Source organism: Enterococcus sp. DIV0682 (genome assembly GCF_051712685.1).
Lineage (GTDB): Bacteria > Bacillota > Bacilli > Lactobacillales > Enterococcaceae > Enterococcus > Enterococcus faecalis.
Genome location: NZ_JBIOPK010000001.1, coordinates 1,360,803 through 1,377,295, shown reverse-complemented (window position 1 = coordinate 1,377,295; position 16,493 = coordinate 1,360,803). Strand labels below are relative to the sequence as shown.

The window sequence follows — 16,493 nt, the reverse complement described above, 5'->3', positions numbered from 1 at the left end:
AAACCACTTTTTTCTCCAATAGAAAAAAAGCAGTCACTTAACTATGCTAATGATATACTCAGCCAGTTATCTTCAAAGCCCCTTCTTTTTCCTACAAAAGAATGATTAGACTTATCAAGCCGGTATCCTGACTTAGCTTCTTCTTACTCCCAATCCTTCCAGAATAATCTGTGGTCTTATTGGTTTCATCCACCATACAGTAGGTAGGTCTGTAGAGGATTCGCACCTCTTTCCCTGACACTTCATAAGTACATATATATTGTATCTTCGTTGATAACTAATTTTCAAACCAGTGATTAGACGTCTTTGTCTAATGACACACATTTATTATAACGGTTATCAACCATTTGTCAACGCTTCCTCAAGCAAAAGAAAAACTTTTCTTGTTTTAGTTATTAGACGTTGTTCCGTTTTTCTATTCATGATAAAATAAATCCTAGTTTGAATAAGAAAGAGGTTAACTTGATGAAAATCGTCATTTTGTTACTTGTTGCCTATTTATTAGGTTCGATTCCCTCAGGTGTTTGGATTGGCAAACTTTTCTTTAAAAAAGATATACGCCAATTTGGGAGTGGGAATACAGGAACAACCAATACATTTCGTGTCTTAGGGAAACCTGCCGGAATCACGGTATTATTAATGGATATCTTGAAAGGAACGTTAGCCACTTCATTACCCTATTTGTTTGGTTTACAAGGCGTGAACCCACTCTTCTTTGGGGTAGCAGCTGTTTTAGGGCATACCTTCCCTATTTTTGCCAATTTCAAAGGTGGTAAAGCCGTAGCCACTAGCGCTGGCATGTTATTAGCATACAGCCCCACATTTTTTATTTATTCTGCTCTTATTTTTGTGATTTGTCTGTATCTAACCAGTATGGTGAGTTTAACAAGTATGATTAGCGCTGTACTAATTACACTTTCTACTATTATTTTGCCTTTCACTGTCCCAGCTATTTTACCAACATTTAACTGGTTATTAACCGTGATTGCGATTGCTTTGACTACTTTTATCTTTGTCCGTCATCGTGAAAACATTCAGCGAATTAAAAATGGAACAGAAAGTCGCCTCTCTTTTGGCTTACGTGCAAAAAAATAAAGAAAAAGGCTGTGAACAAATGAACTGACCCAATAAACTGAGACAAAATAAAAAAGCACCTCTTGTTGAATTCACGTTAAAATGAATTTAACTAGGAGGTGCTTTTTCAATGGGAAATCGAGTTTCTTATCCGATTCACATCAAAGAAATGGCTATACAGATGAAAAAAGAGAATATTCCTGTAAAAATAATTATGGCAGAATTAGGAATTAAAAACAAAACACAAATTGAAACATGGTGGCGTTGGTACCGTAATGGCGAGAATCATCGTCTGGTTCAACCCGTTGGAAAACAATATGCTTATGGAAAAGGTCCAGAAATTCTATCAAATGAACAACAGCTTAGAAATGAAAATAACTATTTAAAAATGCATATTGAGGTGCTAAAAAAGTACAAAGAATTGGAAAGGACGTGGAGCCAGAAATATTTGTAGAATTAGTTAAAAGAATGAAAGGAAAAATAACCATTACTGCATTGTGTCAACTTTTCGGCGTTTCGCGAGCTACTTATTATCGTTGGACTCATCGAAAAGACTTGGGAAAGTTAACACCTCTTGAAGAAGCTGTTCGTCGACTTTGCTTCCAACATAAGTTTCGATATGGCTATCGAAAGATTACTGCGTTGATTAATCAGGAATACAAAGTAAACAAAAACACCGTACAAAAGATTATGCAGAAATATCATTGGAATTGTCGCGTGAAAATGAAGAAACGCAGTAAAGTGGGACAACCTTACACGGTTGTCGAGAACAAGCTAAATAGACAATTTTCTTCAGACGCTCCTTTAAAGAAATTGGTAACAGATATTACTTATCTGCCTTTTGGTCAAAAGCAATTGTATTTGTCTTCAATTATGGATTTATACAATGGTGAAATTATTGCCTATACCATCGGTGATAAGCAAGATACGGCTTTTGTTCTGGATACACTTGATCAATTGCCCCAAACAACGGATTGTCTATTGCATAGTGATCAGGGCTCTGTTTATACTTCTTTTGACTACCAGAATCAAATAAAAACAAAAGGCATTACCATGAGTATGTCCCGCAAAGGGACACCTTCAGATAATGCCTGCATCGAATCGTTTCATGCCTCACTAAAGTCTGAAACGTTCTACTTAGATGGGCTCACAAATGAACCTACATCTATTGTAATAGAAATTGTAAAAAAATACATTACTTATTATAATGAAAGTCGAATTCAACAAAAACTAGACTACCAATCGCCGATAGATTATCGGAAATCAGCAGTCTAGGAAAATGCTTTTTTATTCCTGTCTCACAATCTTAGGTCAGTTCCCAAATAATGTTCACAGCCTTTTTCTTTATTTTACACTAATCATATACTGTGTTTTAAATAGTTCGTTAGCTGGTAACTTATTGATGCCAAATTTTTCAGCAAGTTGGCCAGTTGCATCGACAGCATCAGCAATCCCGCACCAAGGTTCGATACAGACAAAAGGTGCTTCTTTCGGTGTCGGTGACCAAATCCCCACAAAAGGCATTTCTGGATAACTCAAAGTGACTTGATGCTCACTTTCGTCTGTGGCAATCGTAATTGCTGTTTGACCTTTTGTTTCAAAAATCATTGCATCATTTTCAAATAATTGATGCGTTAAGTCAAAGCTGGTATTCGTTTGGGCTAGCGTTTTATTCGCTAAATCAATAAACGGGCCTGCTAAGGGAATTTGTGTCCGTGATTTTTTAGGTGAAAAACTTAGATAATAATCTTCAAACGTTAGTGAAGATTCTAAAGGTACATTAAAGGCTGGATGACCACCAATCCCAAAATACATCTCTTCTTTCCCTGTGTTTTCTACTTGGTAGTTTACAGTCAATTCTTGATGTTCTAATGTATAAGTAATCACTAGTTCAAAATCAAAAGGATACTTTTTCTTGGTTTCTTTTGTTGATTTTAGTGAAAAAGAAACTTCTTCTGCGCCTTTTTCGATCACATCAAATACTTGATCACGAGCAAAACCATGTTGAGTTAAATGATACGCTTGATTTTGGTACATATACGTATCTTCTTTTAGACGACCGACAATCGGAAAAAGTACGGGCGCATGGCGGGCCCAAAATTCAGGATTTCCTTGCCAAATATATTCAATGCCGGTTTCTTTTGATTGTAAACTTACTAATTCTGCTCCTTCTTCAGCAAATGTTGCGATTAGAAATTCATTTTCAATTTGTACAGTCATTGCGTTGTCCTCCTAGTTGATACGAGCAATTGCTTATTTTTCCAACTCTTTAATAAATTGTTGATTTAACACTTTTAAATAAGTCCCTTTCATACCAAGAGAACGTGATTCAATAATGCCAGCTGATTCTAATTTTCTTAAGGCATTCACAATTACGGAACGAGTAATGCCTATTTCATCTGCAATACTTGAAGCAGTTAAACGACCTTCTTCGCCATCTAAGGCTTCAAAAATGGCGTGGACGGCTTTTAATTCACTATAGGAAAGAGTGTTGATGGCCATTTGCACGGCAGTCGCACTGCGAACTTCTGCTTCAATTGTTCTGGATTGATGATACAAAATTTGCATGCCGACAACGGTCGCACTATATTCAGCTAACACTAAATCATCCTCGTTAAAGGATTTTTCAACACGCGCTAAAATAATCGTACCCAAGCGTTTGCCAGCACCGTACAAAGGTACAATAGTGGTTAACCCAAACGGATACAGCTCTCGTGATTCAAAAGGAAATGCAGTTAAATCACTATCTATTGGAATATTGGCTTCGGTTACTTTGAGCATATCCACGGCCTCGGTGTATCCTTGAGGAAATTTTTTCTCTTTAAACATATTTTTGATACGGGCATTATTAACATCTAATTTTTCAGTATACCCCAACAAATCCCCTGAACTGCTAATAATATACGCATTACTTTCTAAAATATCCCCTAAAATCATTGCCATTTTGTTGTACGGAAGTTCTGCTTGTACGTCAAACAAATTATTTTTTTGCAAAAGCTCGTTCACTTGACGTGTTTTTTCTAATAATGTAGCCATCTTTTCTCCTCCAGCCTTTTTTATAAGATGTAACGACTTAAATCTTCATTTTGAACAATGTCATTCAATTTTTCATTGACATATGCTTCGGTAATCGTAATTTCACCCATTTGCATATCTGGTGCTTCATATAATAAATCTTCTAATAAACGTTCTAAAATTGTGTGTAAACGACGCGCCCCAATATTATCTGTATCACGGTTTACATCATAAGCGATGTGTGCTAACCGTTCAATTGCTTCTTTTGTAAAGATGACTGAAACATTTTCTGTGCCAATTAATGCTACATATTGTTTAATTAAAGCATTATTTGGCTCAGTTAAGATACTTACGAAGTCATCCGCCGTTAAATCATCTAATTCAACTCGAATTGGGAAGCGGCCTTGTAATTCTGGAATCAAGTCACTTGGTTTTGACAAGTGGAAAGCACCTGAAGCGATAAATAAAATGTGATCCGTTTGTAAAGGACCATACTTCGTGTTAACTTGAGAGCCTTCAACAATCGGCAAAATGTCTCTTTGTACTCCTTCACGAGAGACTTCGCCCGAATTTTGTTGACTTTTGGAGGTGATTTTATCAATCTCATCGATAAAAATAATTCCGCTTGATTCAGCTAAACGAATCGCTTCACTATGGATATCAGCGTCATTGACAATTTTTGCTGATTCTTCTTTCACTAATAATTCTTGTGCTTCTTTCACCGTTACAGTACGTTCGATTTTTTTCTTTGGTGACAGAGCGCCTAACGTTTCATTTAAGTCGATACCCATTTGTTCTAGGCCATTGTTCATAGCTGGCATCGTTTTCTTCGGTTCTTCAATTTCAATTGTTACTTCACGATTATCTAATAGACCTTTTTCCAGCTGTTCTAAAATTGTTCGGCGATTCGTTCGAATATCTTCCGTTACTTCTTCTTGTGCTTCTTGCTGTTTCTGAGCCATGTTAAACATGTTCATCATTTGTTCAAATTGATTACCGCCAGCCTGTTTTTGTTCTTTTTTAATTCCAGGCACTAATACTTTGACTAAACGTTGATTGGCCTTTTTCAACGCTTGCGCGTACACGCGACTGTATTGTTGTTTTTCAACAATTTGGATCGCATTTTCTACTAAATCCCGAACCATTGATTCGACATCCCGACCGACATAGCCTACTTCTGTAAATTTGGTTGCTTCAACTTTTACAAAAGGCGCATTGACAATTTTTGCGAGACGACGAGCAATCTCAGTTTTACCAACACCTGTTGGTCCAATCATTAGTAAGTTTTTAGGCGTAATATCTTGTTGCATATTTTCTTCTAATTGCAAGCGACGATAGCGGTTACGTAAAGCTACCGCCACTGATTTTTTGGCAGCTTGCTGTCCAACAATATATTGATCTAGTTCTTTGACTATTTCTTTTGGTGTTTTGTTTAATTCATTCATGGATTTTCCCTCGCTTATAATTCTTCTACAATGATATTATGATTCGTAAATACACAGATATCTGCAGCAATATTTAAGGCATTTTTAGCAATCTCTTTCGCTGACATTTCTTTATCACCAAAGTTTTTCATGGCTCTTGCAGCGGACAAAGCAAAATTACCGCCAGAACCAATTGCTAAAATACCATCGTCTGGTGTGATGACTTCCCCAGTTCCTGAAACTAAGAGCATTTCTTCCTTATTCATCACAATCAGCATAGCTTCTAATTTTTGCATAGACTGTTGTGTCCGCCACTCTTGGGCTAACTCAACCGCAGCTCTCGTTAAGTTTCCGTTGTATTCATTTAATTTTCCTTCAAACTTTTCTTCTAATGTAAAGGCATCTGCCACACTTCCTGCAAAACCGACAACGACTTCATCATTGTAAATACGGCGCACTTTTTTGGCCGTACCTTTCATAACGACAGATTCCCCCATTGTTACTTGGCCGTCACCAGCCATTGCAAATTTTCCATCTTTTTCGACTGCACAAATTGTTGTAGAGTGAAATTGTGATTCAACCATTGTTGTTCCTCCTAGACGTTTCCCTCCATTATGCACGAGGATGAAACGTTCGATAATTTTTTTGTAAACTTTCTTTTGTCACATGCGCATATATCTGAGTTGTTGATAAATTAGCATGTCCTAATAATTCTTGAACTGTCCGCATATCGGCGCCATTATTTAATAAGTGTGTCGCAAATGTATGGCGTAACATGTGGGGATGAATTTCCGCATTTAATGAACTTTTTTTAATTAGTTGGTTTAAGACATATTCAATCCCTGTTGGCGTGATTTGTTCACCATGATGATTAACAAAGACATACGGATGCTTTTTTTGATATTTTGTCATTAATAGCGCGCGGCCATTCTCTAAGTAATCCTTTAAGGCGTCTTGTGCAAATGAACCAAAAGGCACATAGCGATCTTTATTTCCTTTTCCGTGAACCAATAAAACAGAAGCTTGAAAGTCAACTGCGTCCACCGTTAAGTTCGCGCATTCACTGACCCGAATACCAGTCCCATACAGAACTTCTAGCAACGCTTGATTTCTCAAATCAAGCGGTTGCTCCCCTTGTGCGCTCTCAAATAATGCATCCATTTCTTTTTCATAAAAAAAACGGGGCAACCGTAACTGTTTCTTTTTCATATGAACATAGGAAAAAGGATTTTCTTGGATTGCTTCATTTTTTAATAAGAATTGATAAAAAGAACGCAAACTGGCAATTTTTCGACTAATCGAATTGCGGCTATATTCCTGATCATATAATTCGCTCAAATAAGCCCGAACATCCAAATGTTCTACAGTCAAATAATTGTCATTACCTGAAGTCTTTAAAAACGAAAAAAAATGTTGTATATCTTCTTGATATGCTTTTTTTGTTTTTTCTGAATAGCCTCTTTCGACAATAAGATAACGAGCAAATAACTCAGGCCAATTCTTTTCTTCCATGTGATAGCCCTCCTCATTCGATTACAAAGTAACTTTAGCATAACCTTTTTCAAAAGACAATTAAGTTGTCAGAATTTAATCAATATTTCTAAATATGTTCACAATTTTAACTATTCTTTAGCTTTTGTTATTTTTTTCTAAAAATTAAAAGACTGAGTATCATCGCATTTCTTAGCAATGATGCTCGGTCTTTTCTCATATTTTTTCTAATTTAGTCTAAAGATTGGATAACTTGAGCTTGGACATCTAAGGCCCGATTAGCAATTGCTTCATAGCGTTCTTTTTTGTCACGAATTCGTTCAGGTAACTCTGGGAAAAGCCCAAAGTTTGCATTCATTGGTTGGAAATGTTTGCCTTCTGCATGTGTAATATAATAAGCCATACTTCCTAAAGTCGTTTCGCGAGGGAATTCAATCGGCTCTTCCCCTTTGGCAAGACGAGCTGCGTTAATACCTGCGAGTAAACCACTTGCCGCGCTTTCAACATATCCTTCAACACCAGTCATTTGTCCAGCAAAAAACAGATCGTCACGTTTTTTTGATTGGTAGGTTGGTTTTAGCAACTCTGGAGAATTCATAAAACTATTACGGTGCATGACGCCATAGCGAACAAATTCAGCATTTTCTAATCCCGGAATCATACGGAATACTCGTTTTTGTTCACCCCATTTTAAATGCGTTTGGAAACCAACAATATTGTATAAAGAAGCTGCAGCATTGTCTTGACGTAATTGAATTACAGCATAAGGGCGTTTACCTGTTTTAGGGTCTTCTAGTCCGACAGGTTTCATTGGGCCAAACAACATGGTTTTAATGCCACGTTGCGCCATTACTTCGATGGGCATACAGCCTTCGAAAAACTTCTCTTTTTCAAACGTGCGTAAAGGAACCACTTCTGCATTGACTAGCGCTTCATGAAAAGCATTGAACTCTTCTTCAGTCATCGGACAATTTAAGTAAGCCGCTTCCCCTTTGTTATAACGAGATTTTAAATAAACTTTATCCATGTCAATTGTTGATTTATCAATAATTGGTGCTGCTGCATCGTAAAAATAAAAGCCTTCAGAACCATTAAATTCTTGAATTTTTTGAGATAAGCTTTCAGAGGTTAAGGGCCCCGTTGCAATAATTACAATCCCTTCCGGAATATCAGTGATCTCTTCATTTTTGATTGTAATTAATGGATGACTTTTAATTTTTTCAGTGATTGTTTCAGAAAAAGAATCACGGTCAACTGCTAAGGCGCCGCCAGCTGGTACAGCGGTTTGATCTGCACTACCAATAATGATTGAATTTAAACGGCGCATTTCTTCTTTCAAAACACCTACCGCATTGGTTAAACTATTTCCACGTAATGAATTAGAACAAACTAACTCTGCAAAATTTTCTGTTTGATGCGCTGGTGTCTTTTTGACAGGGCGCATTTCATATAAATCAACTGGTACGCCAGCATTGGCCACTTGCCATGCCGCTTCACTTCCGGCTAAACCGGCACCAATAATTGTGACTTTTTTTGTCATGTATAAAAATTCCTTTCTATGTCAAGAAGTTAAGAGCTGTCTCTTACAAACTCAATTCATTTTACTAAAAGAGAAGACCGAAGTAAATTCTTCGGTCTCAATTTTTCTTATTTTTGGACGTTTTCTTCATAATCGCCATTGATACAAACGACTTGTTTGCCGCCTTTAACTTTTTTCTCTACTAAATATTGCCCACATTTTGGACATGGTCGGCCTACTGGTTTGTCCCAAGAAGTGAAGTCACACTCTGGGTACCGACTACAGCCATAGAAAATCCGATTTTTCTTTGATTTGCGTTCGATAACTTGTCCTTCGTGACACACAGGACACGTCACGCCAATTTCTTTGACAATCGCTTTTGTATTCCGACAATCTGGGAAATTACTACATGCATAAAATTTCCCGTAGCGACCCAGCTTAATCACCATTGGATGTCCACATAGTTCGCAGTCAAAACCTGCTGGTTCATCTTTAATTTGGATTTTTTCAATCTTTTCTTCGGCATTTGTTAATTCTTTTTCGAAGGGCTTGTAGAAACGATCGACAACTTCAACCCATTTTTCTTGGCCTTCACCGACTTTATCTAAGTCCGTTTCCATTGTCGCTGTAAAATGTGTATCGACAATTTGTGGGAAAAACTCTGAAACTAGGGAATTCACAATTTCACCTAATTCCGTTGGTTCAAACCGTTTATTCGTTAGCTTCACGTAATAACGCCGTTGAATGGTTTCTAATGTTGGCGCATATGTTGATGGTCGGCCCACACCATTTTCTTCTAAAGTCCGGATTAACGTGGCTTCACTAAAACGAGCCGGTGGTTGAGTAAAGTGTTGTTTCGGTTCGATATCGACCGATTTAACAACGTCACCTTCCACTAATTCAGGTAAAATATTTTCCTTGTCTTCTTTACCATCATCGCGTCCTTCAACATATACTTGCATAAACCCTTTAAATTTCACTTTGGAGCCATTGGCAATAAACGTTACGCCGTTTTGTTGAAGCGTGACCTTCATGGTATCTAAAATCGCTGGTGTCATTTGACTAGCTACAAAGCGCGACCAAATAAGAGTATATAATTTTAATTGATCTTTATCTAAATACTTCTTCATTTCATCAGGTGTTCTTAAAACGCTTGACGGACGAACCGCTTCATGGGCATCTTGTGCACCTTGCGTATTTTTTGCTTTGCGGCCGCCATGTGCTGAGAACTCATCTCCGTAGGTCTTTTCAATGAATTCAGCAGCTTCTGCTTTGGCGGAATCGGCAATTCTGGTTGAGTCTGTACGCATGTAGGTAATCAGCCCCACAGTGCCTTGTTTCCCTAAAGCAATTCCCTCATACAATTGTTGCGCAACCATCATGGTTTTACGGGTACGGAAATTTAATTTACGTGCCGCTTCTTGTTGTAAACTACTGGTTGTAAAAGGTAATGCAGGATTACGTTTCCGTTCTTTTTTCTCAACTTTTGTAACATCGTAATCTTTACCGTCAATTCGAGAAGTGATTTCTTTCACCGCTTCTGCATTTGGTAATTTTTTCTTTTTACCATCTACGCCCCAGAAATTTGCTTTGAATTTCTTGCGACCTTTTTGGAAATTCCCATCAATGCTCCAATATTCTTCAGGTTTAAATTCTCGAATTTCATTTTCTCGATCAATAATCATTTTTAAAGCAACAGATTGCACACGACCAGCACTCAAACCTTTTTTGACTTTACGCCATAAAATAGGACTAATCGAGTATCCAACTAAACGGTCTAAAATGCGCCGTGCTTGTTGTGCATCAACTAAATCAACGTTGATGGTTCTAGGTTCTTTAAATGCCGCTTTTACTGCTTCTTTAGTGATCTCATTGAATACCACACGGTTTTTATCTTTTAAATCAAGGCCAAGAAGATAAGCTAAATGCCAAGCAATTGCTTCACCTTCTCGGTCCGGATCGGCTGCGAGATAGACTTTTTCAGCTTTTTTTGCAGCCGCTTTTAAACTTTTGATGACATCGCCTTTTCCGCGAATCGAAATATAATGAGGTTCATAATTATTTTCAATATCAATCCCCATTTTACTTTTTGGTAAATCGCGAATGTGACCAACACTGGCAACCACCTTGTAGTTTCTTCCTAGATATTTTTCAATTGTTTTGGCTTTGGCAGGTGATTCTACAATCACGAGATACTTATAGGCCATTCAATTAGCTCCTTTCGTGTTCGCTTTCCTACTATATAATATATGTAAAAAACGCACAAATCGTAATACATCATATGCTATATAGAATAGGTTTGTCAAGACTAGGCTTTCTAACATTTCTGTCATTTCTGTTTGACTGTCCGAATTTATAAATAAAAAATGCCTATGATTTATAGATTTTATCCTAAAGCATTAAAATACCTATAACATTCCAAACAAAATGAGTCAAGACAGCAGCTTCAAAGCGCCCCGTGCGTAGATAGACCCAACTTAAAGCTAAACCCATGCCCCAATAAATAACAAAACTACCTATATCTGTGGGCGTGTGCACAAGTGCAAATAAAATAGAAGAAACGAGTATGCCTATTTTTGAAGCTGGCTTGAAAAACGCTTGAATCCCGACACGAAAAATTCCCTCTTCGAAAATTGGCCCAATCACACCTGCAAAAATAAGTATAAGCCCTTTAGGAATGGCTTGGACAATTTCTTCAACACTTTGTTGGTTAGAGGTCGTCTCTAGTCCTTCCAGACGTAATAAGAAATCACCAAGTATTCCCACACAAAAGATTATCACCAAACCTAACAAGACCACTGGCAAGGTTTCTTTGATTCCTAAAAAAGTCCAAGTTATGAGCTTTTTCTTTTTCAAAAAAGCAACAAATAGATAGACGAAATAGGCACCAAGTCCAACAGCCACTAATCCACTAACAAAGCGAAACCAAAAATTTTCTGTAGAAAATTGAACAACTGAGACCATCATCAAAGGAATTTGATCCAAAATCAAAAAGCCCAGTAGCTGCATACCAAACAACCATCTTTTTCTAACAACCGTTTCCATTTAGACACTCCTAACTACCAACCAAAAGATTAAAATCTGATTAAATAGTACCGAAGTGAACGTAGGTTGTCAATTCACAATTAGTAAAAGTCACAATTCTTCACAAATATCATCAATTGTCTGAACACATTTAGCGCCGTCCTGAATTAATTCATGGCAGCCTGTTGAAAAAGACTGGAAAATACTTCCCGGTACGGCAAATACCTCGCGCCCATAATCCATCGCCGCTTGTGCAGTAATTAAAGAGCCACTATTCTTACGAGCTTCCATCACGCAGACCCCTAAAGATAATCCAGCAATAATGCGATTACGTGCAGGAAAATGATATTTTTTCGGCCCACTCCCATTCACATATTCTGTTAAAACAAGCTGATTCTGCTTCATAGTTTGCTGTAATTCTTTCTTTTCATACGGATAATATACATCTAATCCAGTGCCTAAAATTCCAATTGTCTGACCCCCGTTCTGGATGGCCATCTCATGACTACGACTATCGATACCTTTGGCAAGACCACTGACGATAGTGAACCCTTCTTTGACTATTTTAGGAACCAGAGCTTCAGTCACTCTTAACCCATACGAAGTGGCATAGCGAGCGCCGACGATGCCAATTTTCCTTCTGCTCAACAATTGTAAATTTCCTCTATAAAAAAGAATTGCTGGTGGATTATAAATTTCTCGTAATAATTTAGGATAGACGGCATCTAAAATTGTCATAAATTGGTGTTGGCATTGTCGTATATATAACGCTTCACTATGAATCGTATGGTGTAACCAAGATTGTTCAAATAATTCACGATATTTCTTGATTTCAGCAATTCTAATAATTTCTGTACTGGAAAAATCAACACGCTTTTGTGCGATAGCTTCTTGTAACACTTTTAAGATACCTAAATTGCCAATTCCTTGGCATACCGCTAATTTGAATAATAATTGTCGTTGTAAAATTTCCAACAAAAAACACCTCTTTCACATCTTCTTAAAATAAGAATACGTAAAAAAAGTGTTTTATTTTTAAATCATATCTTTTATTGGCGCAAAAGTACGTCGATGAATGGGTGTTACACCGTATTTTTCTAACCCGAGAAGATGTTCTTTTGTTCCATAGCCTGCATTGTTTTTAAATCCATATCCAGGATATAATTCATCATATTCTTCCATTAATCGATCTCTTGTTACTTTTGCAATAATACTGGCTGCTGCAATCGAAATGGAGCGTGCATCCCCTTTAATCAAACTTTCTTGTGGTTGGGGAACGTCTAACTGCATTGCATCAATTAACAAATAATCTGGTGCAAAAGCTAAATCGTCAATTGCCATTTTCATCGCTTGTTTAGTTGCTTGATAAATATTAATTTGATCAATGACTCCTTGATCAGCGATACCTAACCCGATAGCGACAGCCTGTTCTTGAATCTGGTTATATAACGTTTCCCGTTTTTTAGCAGATAGTTTTTTTGAATCATTTAAGCCTAATAATTGACAATCTTTCGGCAAAATAACTGCAGCTGTCACAACAGGACCAGCTAATGGTCCGCGGCCTACTTCATCAATTCCTGCAATTAAACGATGGCCTTTTTTATAGGCCGCTTCCTCAAATTGACTCATTTCTTTAAAAAGTTGCCATTCTTTTTCTTTGGCTAACTGGCGACGTTCCCATTGTTTGATCGCTTGTTGCACTCCTGAACGTTCATCTTCTCGCCAGCTTGCTAATCGTTCATCGGTTGCATCAGTGACAGTTAACAGCGCTTCTTTGATTGCCTGAATCGACTCTTTTACCATGTTATTCGTCTCCTAGTTCTTCCCAGCGGTCCAAAGTATACGTACCTAATTTTCCACTGCGAATTTCTAAAATAATCATTTCGCTGGCTCGATTATAATCATCTCTAAAACCACGTTTTTGGCTAATTAACATCAATTGTTCTGGGGCAGGTAAAAATAGCTCTTCCTCTGTTAAACCATATCGTTCCGTCAAACGTTGCGGATAAAAACGTGCAAAAAATTCTAATCCATAAATCGCCAAATCATCTAAATGCAATAATTGATCTTTTATAGCGCCAGTTAAAGCTAATTTTTTCCCAATTTCTTCATCTTCAAATTTTGGCCAGAGAATTCCTGGTGTATCCAGTAATTCCAATTGGGAACCAGAGCGTAACCATTGTTGTCCTTTTGTCACGCCTGGCTTGTTCCCAGTTTGCGCAATTTTTTTTCCGACTAAACGATTCATTAAAGTTGACTTACCAACATTGGGGATCCCAATACACATTGCGCGAATCGCACGCGGTTTCAAGCCTTTCGCCTGTTCACGAGCCAATTTTTCTTTTAACGCTTCCTTGGCTGCTGGCACAATTTTATTGATTCCTTTATTTTGTTGGGCATTGATGACTAGGGTTTGGTATCCTTTCTTTTGAAAGTAATGTTGCCATTTTTTATTTTGGTCGTTATCTGCTAAGTCCCCTTTATTTAAAAGGACTAATCTTGGTTTTTGTTGGACAATTTGGTCCATCATTGGGTTACGGGAAGAAAGCGGTAACCGCGCATCAACTAGTTCAAATACAATATCGACATATTTGATTTTTTCAGAAACTTCTCTTCTTGCTTTGGCCATATGGCCGGGAAACCATTGAATGGTCATAATCTGTTCAAATCCCTTCTTTAACACATTGTTTCTTTGATTCAATTCTTCAACGAGTCCTGTGTTCCGCGTAGATTCTTGCGAAAAAACACCTTCTCTAGTTTAACATATTTTTCACGGATTTGATTTATTTTCTGCAGTGTTCTTTAAAAAACAAAAAGGCTGAGACAAACTCACTTTGGATTTTGTCTCAGACTTATACACTGGCAAAGTATAGAAAGAAGTAGGTCAAGCTCTTCTCAAGCCTGACTCAAGAATATTTCTGTTTTTACTCGTTATTTCGCATGAAGTAAATTTTCTTTACAATGAATTAACTCTGTTAAAAACTGACAGTACGGTGTAGCAATCCCATAAGCTTTCCCTTTGCGAACAATTGCTCCATTGATATAATCAATTTCGGTTAAACGATGATTGGTTATTAAGTCCTGATACATCGATGGATGGTGCAAACCAATTGTTTCTCGATTATAACACGAGCGGATTTGTTGAAGAACTGCTTGTTTATCTAACGTAACTTGTTCCGCTTCAGCGACTGCTAAAAATTCATTAACTATTTGTTGAACAATTTGATCTGCTTGCTCTGTTTCGCCAAAGTCTGCCATATTACAATCCAACAAAGTACATAAACCATTCATTGTTCCATTTACACAGGCCTTCTTATAAATGGATGATAAAATATTCTCAGAATAACGTGCATTTAAGCCAGCGTTATTTAATACCTTAATGACTGCTTCTGCTGCTTGTTCACTTTGCGCTCCTAAATTTTGTAAATCAATCGAACCATTGCCAAATAATTTTACTTTGCCCGGTCCTTCTAACCCAGCGGTCCACATTGTGTTTCCTAATAAAATATTTTCGTATGGCACGTATTTTTTGATAATATCTTCGTGCCCAATTCCATTTAACAAGCATAAAACTTTCGTATTTTTATTAAGGAAATGTTCTAATGCTTCAAGCATTCCTTCCAGTTGCATTGCTTTTGTAAATAGAATAACTAAGTCTGCTGTAAAATCGATGCTTGCTACTTCTGTCTGAGGATAGATAGGAATTTTAGCGGTCACCACTTCGCCATTAAAATCAGCAACTAACCCGTTTTTTCTTATTGCTTCAATATGTTCTGGCCAACCATCAACAAAAATAACGTCATTTCCTGCTTGATGTAACATTAGTCCAAAACGACTGCCCATAGCGCCAGCACCTGCGATAATAATCTTCATTTCTTTTCCTCCGTTCAATTTTTTATTTTTAGGTAAAAATCTGCTAAGAAAATCTCTATCTCTTACTTTTATAGCAATAAAAAGGCAAAACATATGTTATATTATAAGTGATCTATTTGTTATTTTTTATCCAAGCACATTTGTGTAAGCGCTTTTAAAAAGAAAGGGAGTTTCTGATGAATATTCAGCTTTTAAAGTACTTCATTGAAATTGTTAATACCCGCAGTTTATCGGCGGCCGCTCGCAATTTATTTGTCACCCAACCAACACTTTCTTTAGCATTGAAAAAAATGGAATCTGAGTTAGGCACAGCGTTGTTTGATCATTCTGATCAACCGTTTCAATTAACCGATACAGGTCTTTATTTATATGAACATGGCCAAGAAGTTGTTTTTCAATTCGATCAATTGGTAACAGATATTCGTGAAATGAACCAGAAACCAGTTAAAAAGCAATTGCGTTTAGGCTTAACTACTTTATTTGCTGTACAATTTATGAAAGAAATTTCACGATTTTTAACAACCCATCCACATGTGAATTTAATATTACAGCAAGATGGCTCGCCAAAATTACAAACGATGTTAGCAAATAAAGAAATTGATATGGGGCTAATTTCTTTCCCAAATACCTTACCTGAAATTATTCATATTGAACCTTTAGAAACGACTACCAAAGGCTACCATGTTTATGTCGTGGTACCAGAATCAAATCCTCTCTCTCAACATGAAAAATTAACTTTTAAAGATTTGAAAGATCAACGATTTTCATCGTTAAGTGATAATTTTATGATTGGTCGCCTACTACTAGATCGGACTCGGAGCTTCGGTTATGAGCCGAATATCATTTTGCATAACGATGATTTACAAGTACTTCTTTATAGTTTACAAAAAAATAATTCGATTTGTTTGCTACCGATTGAATATTATGAAGTGGGAAAAAGTCAGGGACTGAAATGGATTCCTTTAAAAGATAAGTTTGACTATTTCCCCATCGGCATTGCTTTGCGCCGCGATTTTAGTATGACAGAAGATGTTAGAGATTTTATCCAAATCATTAAAGAAAATTAATGGATA

Annotated in this window: 15 protein-coding genes and 1 riboswitch; of the genes, 3 read left to right on the top strand and 12 right to left on the bottom strand. The window is 37.0% G+C overall.

All coding sequences use genetic code 11. The features are described 5' to 3' along the window. Positions 1-100 precede the first annotated feature (100 nt). Positions 101-260: riboswitch (cobalamin riboswitch) on the bottom strand. Positions 261-465: 205 nt separating this feature from the next. Both plsY and IGK96_RS06600 read left to right on the top strand, forming a co-directional pair. Beyond that, a complete protein-coding gene (gene plsY, locus IGK96_RS06605) occupies positions 466-1,095 on the top strand; it encodes a glycerol-3-phosphate 1-O-acyltransferase PlsY (protein ID WP_002360243.1) in 630 nt (209 codons plus the stop codon). Between the two features lie 109 nt (positions 1,096-1,204). Then, positions 1,205-2,349 (top strand): IS3 family transposase gene (locus IGK96_RS06600; RefSeq protein ID WP_096397480.1). Its coding sequence is split into 2 segments (ribosomal slippage): positions 1,205-1,478 and positions 1,478-2,349, totalling 1,146 coding nucleotides; the frame shifts between segments, so codons are not numbered across the junction. Between the two features lie 69 nt (positions 2,350-2,418). Here the strand turns inward: IGK96_RS06600 and IGK96_RS06595 are convergent. The 12 genes from IGK96_RS06595 to IGK96_RS06540 form a co-directional block, all read right to left on the bottom strand. Next, positions 2,419-3,294, bottom strand: a complete 876-nt coding sequence (locus IGK96_RS06595; protein ID WP_085443113.1) for an aldose 1-epimerase family protein — start codon at positions 3,292-3,294, stop codon at positions 2,419-2,421. 33 nt (positions 3,295-3,327) lie between these two features. Further along, entirely contained in the window at positions 3,328-4,110 is a 783-nt protein-coding gene (gene codY, locus IGK96_RS06590) for a GTP-sensing pleiotropic transcriptional regulator CodY (protein ID WP_002357492.1), read from the bottom strand. Positions 4,111-4,130: 20 nt separating this feature from the next. Beyond that, complete coding sequence (gene hslU / locus IGK96_RS06585) at positions 4,131-5,534, bottom strand: ATP-dependent protease ATPase subunit HslU (protein ID WP_085443112.1); 1,404 nt, start codon at positions 5,532-5,534, stop codon at positions 4,131-4,133. A gap of 14 nt (positions 5,535-5,548) precedes the next feature. Further along, the gene (gene hslV, locus IGK96_RS06580) at positions 5,549-6,097 is read right to left on the bottom strand and encodes an HslVU peptidase proteolytic subunit (RefSeq protein WP_002379472.1); all 549 of its coding nucleotides are present in this window, start codon (positions 6,095-6,097) and stop codon (positions 5,549-5,551) included. A 28-nt stretch (positions 6,098-6,125) separates the two neighbouring features. Continuing rightward, positions 6,126-7,025 carry a tyrosine recombinase XerC gene (gene xerC / locus IGK96_RS06575; RefSeq protein WP_002357488.1) on the bottom strand — a complete coding sequence of 300 codons (900 nt, stop codon included), beginning with the start codon at positions 7,023-7,025 and terminating at the stop codon, positions 6,126-6,128. 211 nt (positions 7,026-7,236) lie between these two features. Beyond that, the gene (trmFO, locus tag IGK96_RS06570; RefSeq protein WP_002357486.1) at positions 7,237-8,544 is read right to left on the bottom strand and encodes an FADH(2)-oxidizing methylenetetrahydrofolate--tRNA-(uracil(54)-C(5))-methyltransferase TrmFO; all 1,308 of its coding nucleotides are present in this window, start codon (positions 8,542-8,544) and stop codon (positions 7,237-7,239) included. Between the two features lie 107 nt (positions 8,545-8,651). After that, on the bottom strand, positions 8,652-10,730 hold the full coding sequence (gene topA / locus IGK96_RS06565) for a type I DNA topoisomerase (RefSeq protein ID WP_002357484.1): 2,079 nt from the start codon (positions 10,728-10,730) through the stop codon (positions 8,652-8,654). 184 nt (positions 10,731-10,914) lie between these two features. Then, the gene (locus tag IGK96_RS06560) at positions 10,915-11,568 is read right to left on the bottom strand and encodes a CPBP family intramembrane glutamic endopeptidase (protein WP_002407055.1); all 654 of its coding nucleotides are present in this window, start codon (positions 11,566-11,568) and stop codon (positions 10,915-10,917) included. A gap of 90 nt (positions 11,569-11,658) precedes the next feature. After that, a complete protein-coding gene (dprA, locus tag IGK96_RS06555; protein WP_002382350.1) occupies positions 11,659-12,522 on the bottom strand; it encodes a DNA-processing protein DprA in 864 nt (287 codons plus the stop codon). A 60-nt stretch (positions 12,523-12,582) separates the two neighbouring features. After that, positions 12,583-13,350 (bottom strand): ribonuclease HII, encoded by a 768-nt coding sequence (locus IGK96_RS06550; RefSeq protein ID WP_085443111.1) that lies wholly within the window; start codon positions 13,348-13,350, stop codon positions 12,583-12,585. A 1-nt stretch (position 13,351) separates the two neighbouring features. Then, positions 13,352-14,203: a ribosome biogenesis GTPase YlqF gene (gene ylqF / locus IGK96_RS06545; protein ID WP_002357480.1), complete on the bottom strand. Its 852-nt coding sequence runs from the start codon at positions 14,201-14,203 to the stop codon at positions 13,352-13,354. 275 nt (positions 14,204-14,478) lie between these two features. Beyond that, on the bottom strand, positions 14,479-15,420 hold the full coding sequence (locus IGK96_RS06540) for a 2-dehydropantoate 2-reductase (RefSeq protein ID WP_002374778.1): 942 nt from the start codon (positions 15,418-15,420) through the stop codon (positions 14,479-14,481). A gap of 176 nt (positions 15,421-15,596) precedes the next feature. Between IGK96_RS06540 and IGK96_RS06535 the strand changes: the two genes are divergently transcribed. Beyond that, positions 15,597-16,487: a LysR family transcriptional regulator gene (locus IGK96_RS06535; RefSeq protein ID WP_010775861.1), complete on the top strand. Its 891-nt coding sequence runs from the start codon at positions 15,597-15,599 to the stop codon at positions 16,485-16,487. Positions 16,488-16,493 lie beyond the last annotated feature (6 nt).

Excerpts from the sequence above, each read along its gene's own strand:
- plsY (WP_002360243.1), top strand. The coding sequence starts at position 466 with ATGAAAATCGTCATTTTGTTACTTGTTGCCTATTTATTAGGTTCGATT.
- IGK96_RS06595 (WP_085443113.1), bottom strand. The coding sequence starts at position 3,294 with ATGACTGTACAAATTGAAAATGAATTTCTAATCGCAACATTTGCTGAA.
- codY (WP_002357492.1), bottom strand. The coding sequence starts at position 4,110 with ATGGCTACATTATTAGAAAAAACACGTCAAGTGAACGAGCTTTTGCAA.
- hslU (WP_085443112.1), bottom strand. The coding sequence starts at position 5,534 with ATGAATGAATTAAACAAAACACCAAAAGAAATAGTCAAAGAACTAGAT.
- hslV (WP_002379472.1), bottom strand. The coding sequence starts at position 6,097 with ATGGTTGAATCACAATTTCACTCTACAACAATTTGTGCAGTCGAAAAA.
- xerC (WP_002357488.1), bottom strand. The coding sequence starts at position 7,025 with ATGGAAGAAAAGAATTGGCCTGAGTTATTTGCTCGTTATCTTATTGTC.
- trmFO (WP_002357486.1), bottom strand. The coding sequence starts at position 8,544 with ATGACAAAAAAAGTCACAATTATTGGTGCCGGTTTAGCCGGAAGTGAA.
- topA (WP_002357484.1), bottom strand. The coding sequence starts at position 10,730 with ATGGCCTATAAGTATCTCGTGATTGTAGAATCACCTGCCAAAGCCAAA.
- IGK96_RS06560 (WP_002407055.1), bottom strand. The coding sequence starts at position 11,568 with ATGGAAACGGTTGTTAGAAAAAGATGGTTGTTTGGTATGCAGCTACTG.
- IGK96_RS06550 (WP_085443111.1), bottom strand. The coding sequence starts at position 13,350 with ATGGTAAAAGAGTCGATTCAGGCAATCAAAGAAGCGCTGTTAACTGTC.
- ylqF (WP_002357480.1), bottom strand. The coding sequence starts at position 14,203 with ATGACCATTCAATGGTTTCCCGGCCATATGGCCAAAGCAAGAAGAGAA.
- IGK96_RS06540 (WP_002374778.1), bottom strand. The coding sequence starts at position 15,420 with ATGAAGATTATTATCGCAGGTGCTGGCGCTATGGGCAGTCGTTTTGGA.
- IGK96_RS06535 (WP_010775861.1), top strand. The coding sequence starts at position 15,597 with ATGAATATTCAGCTTTTAAAGTACTTCATTGAAATTGTTAATACCCGC.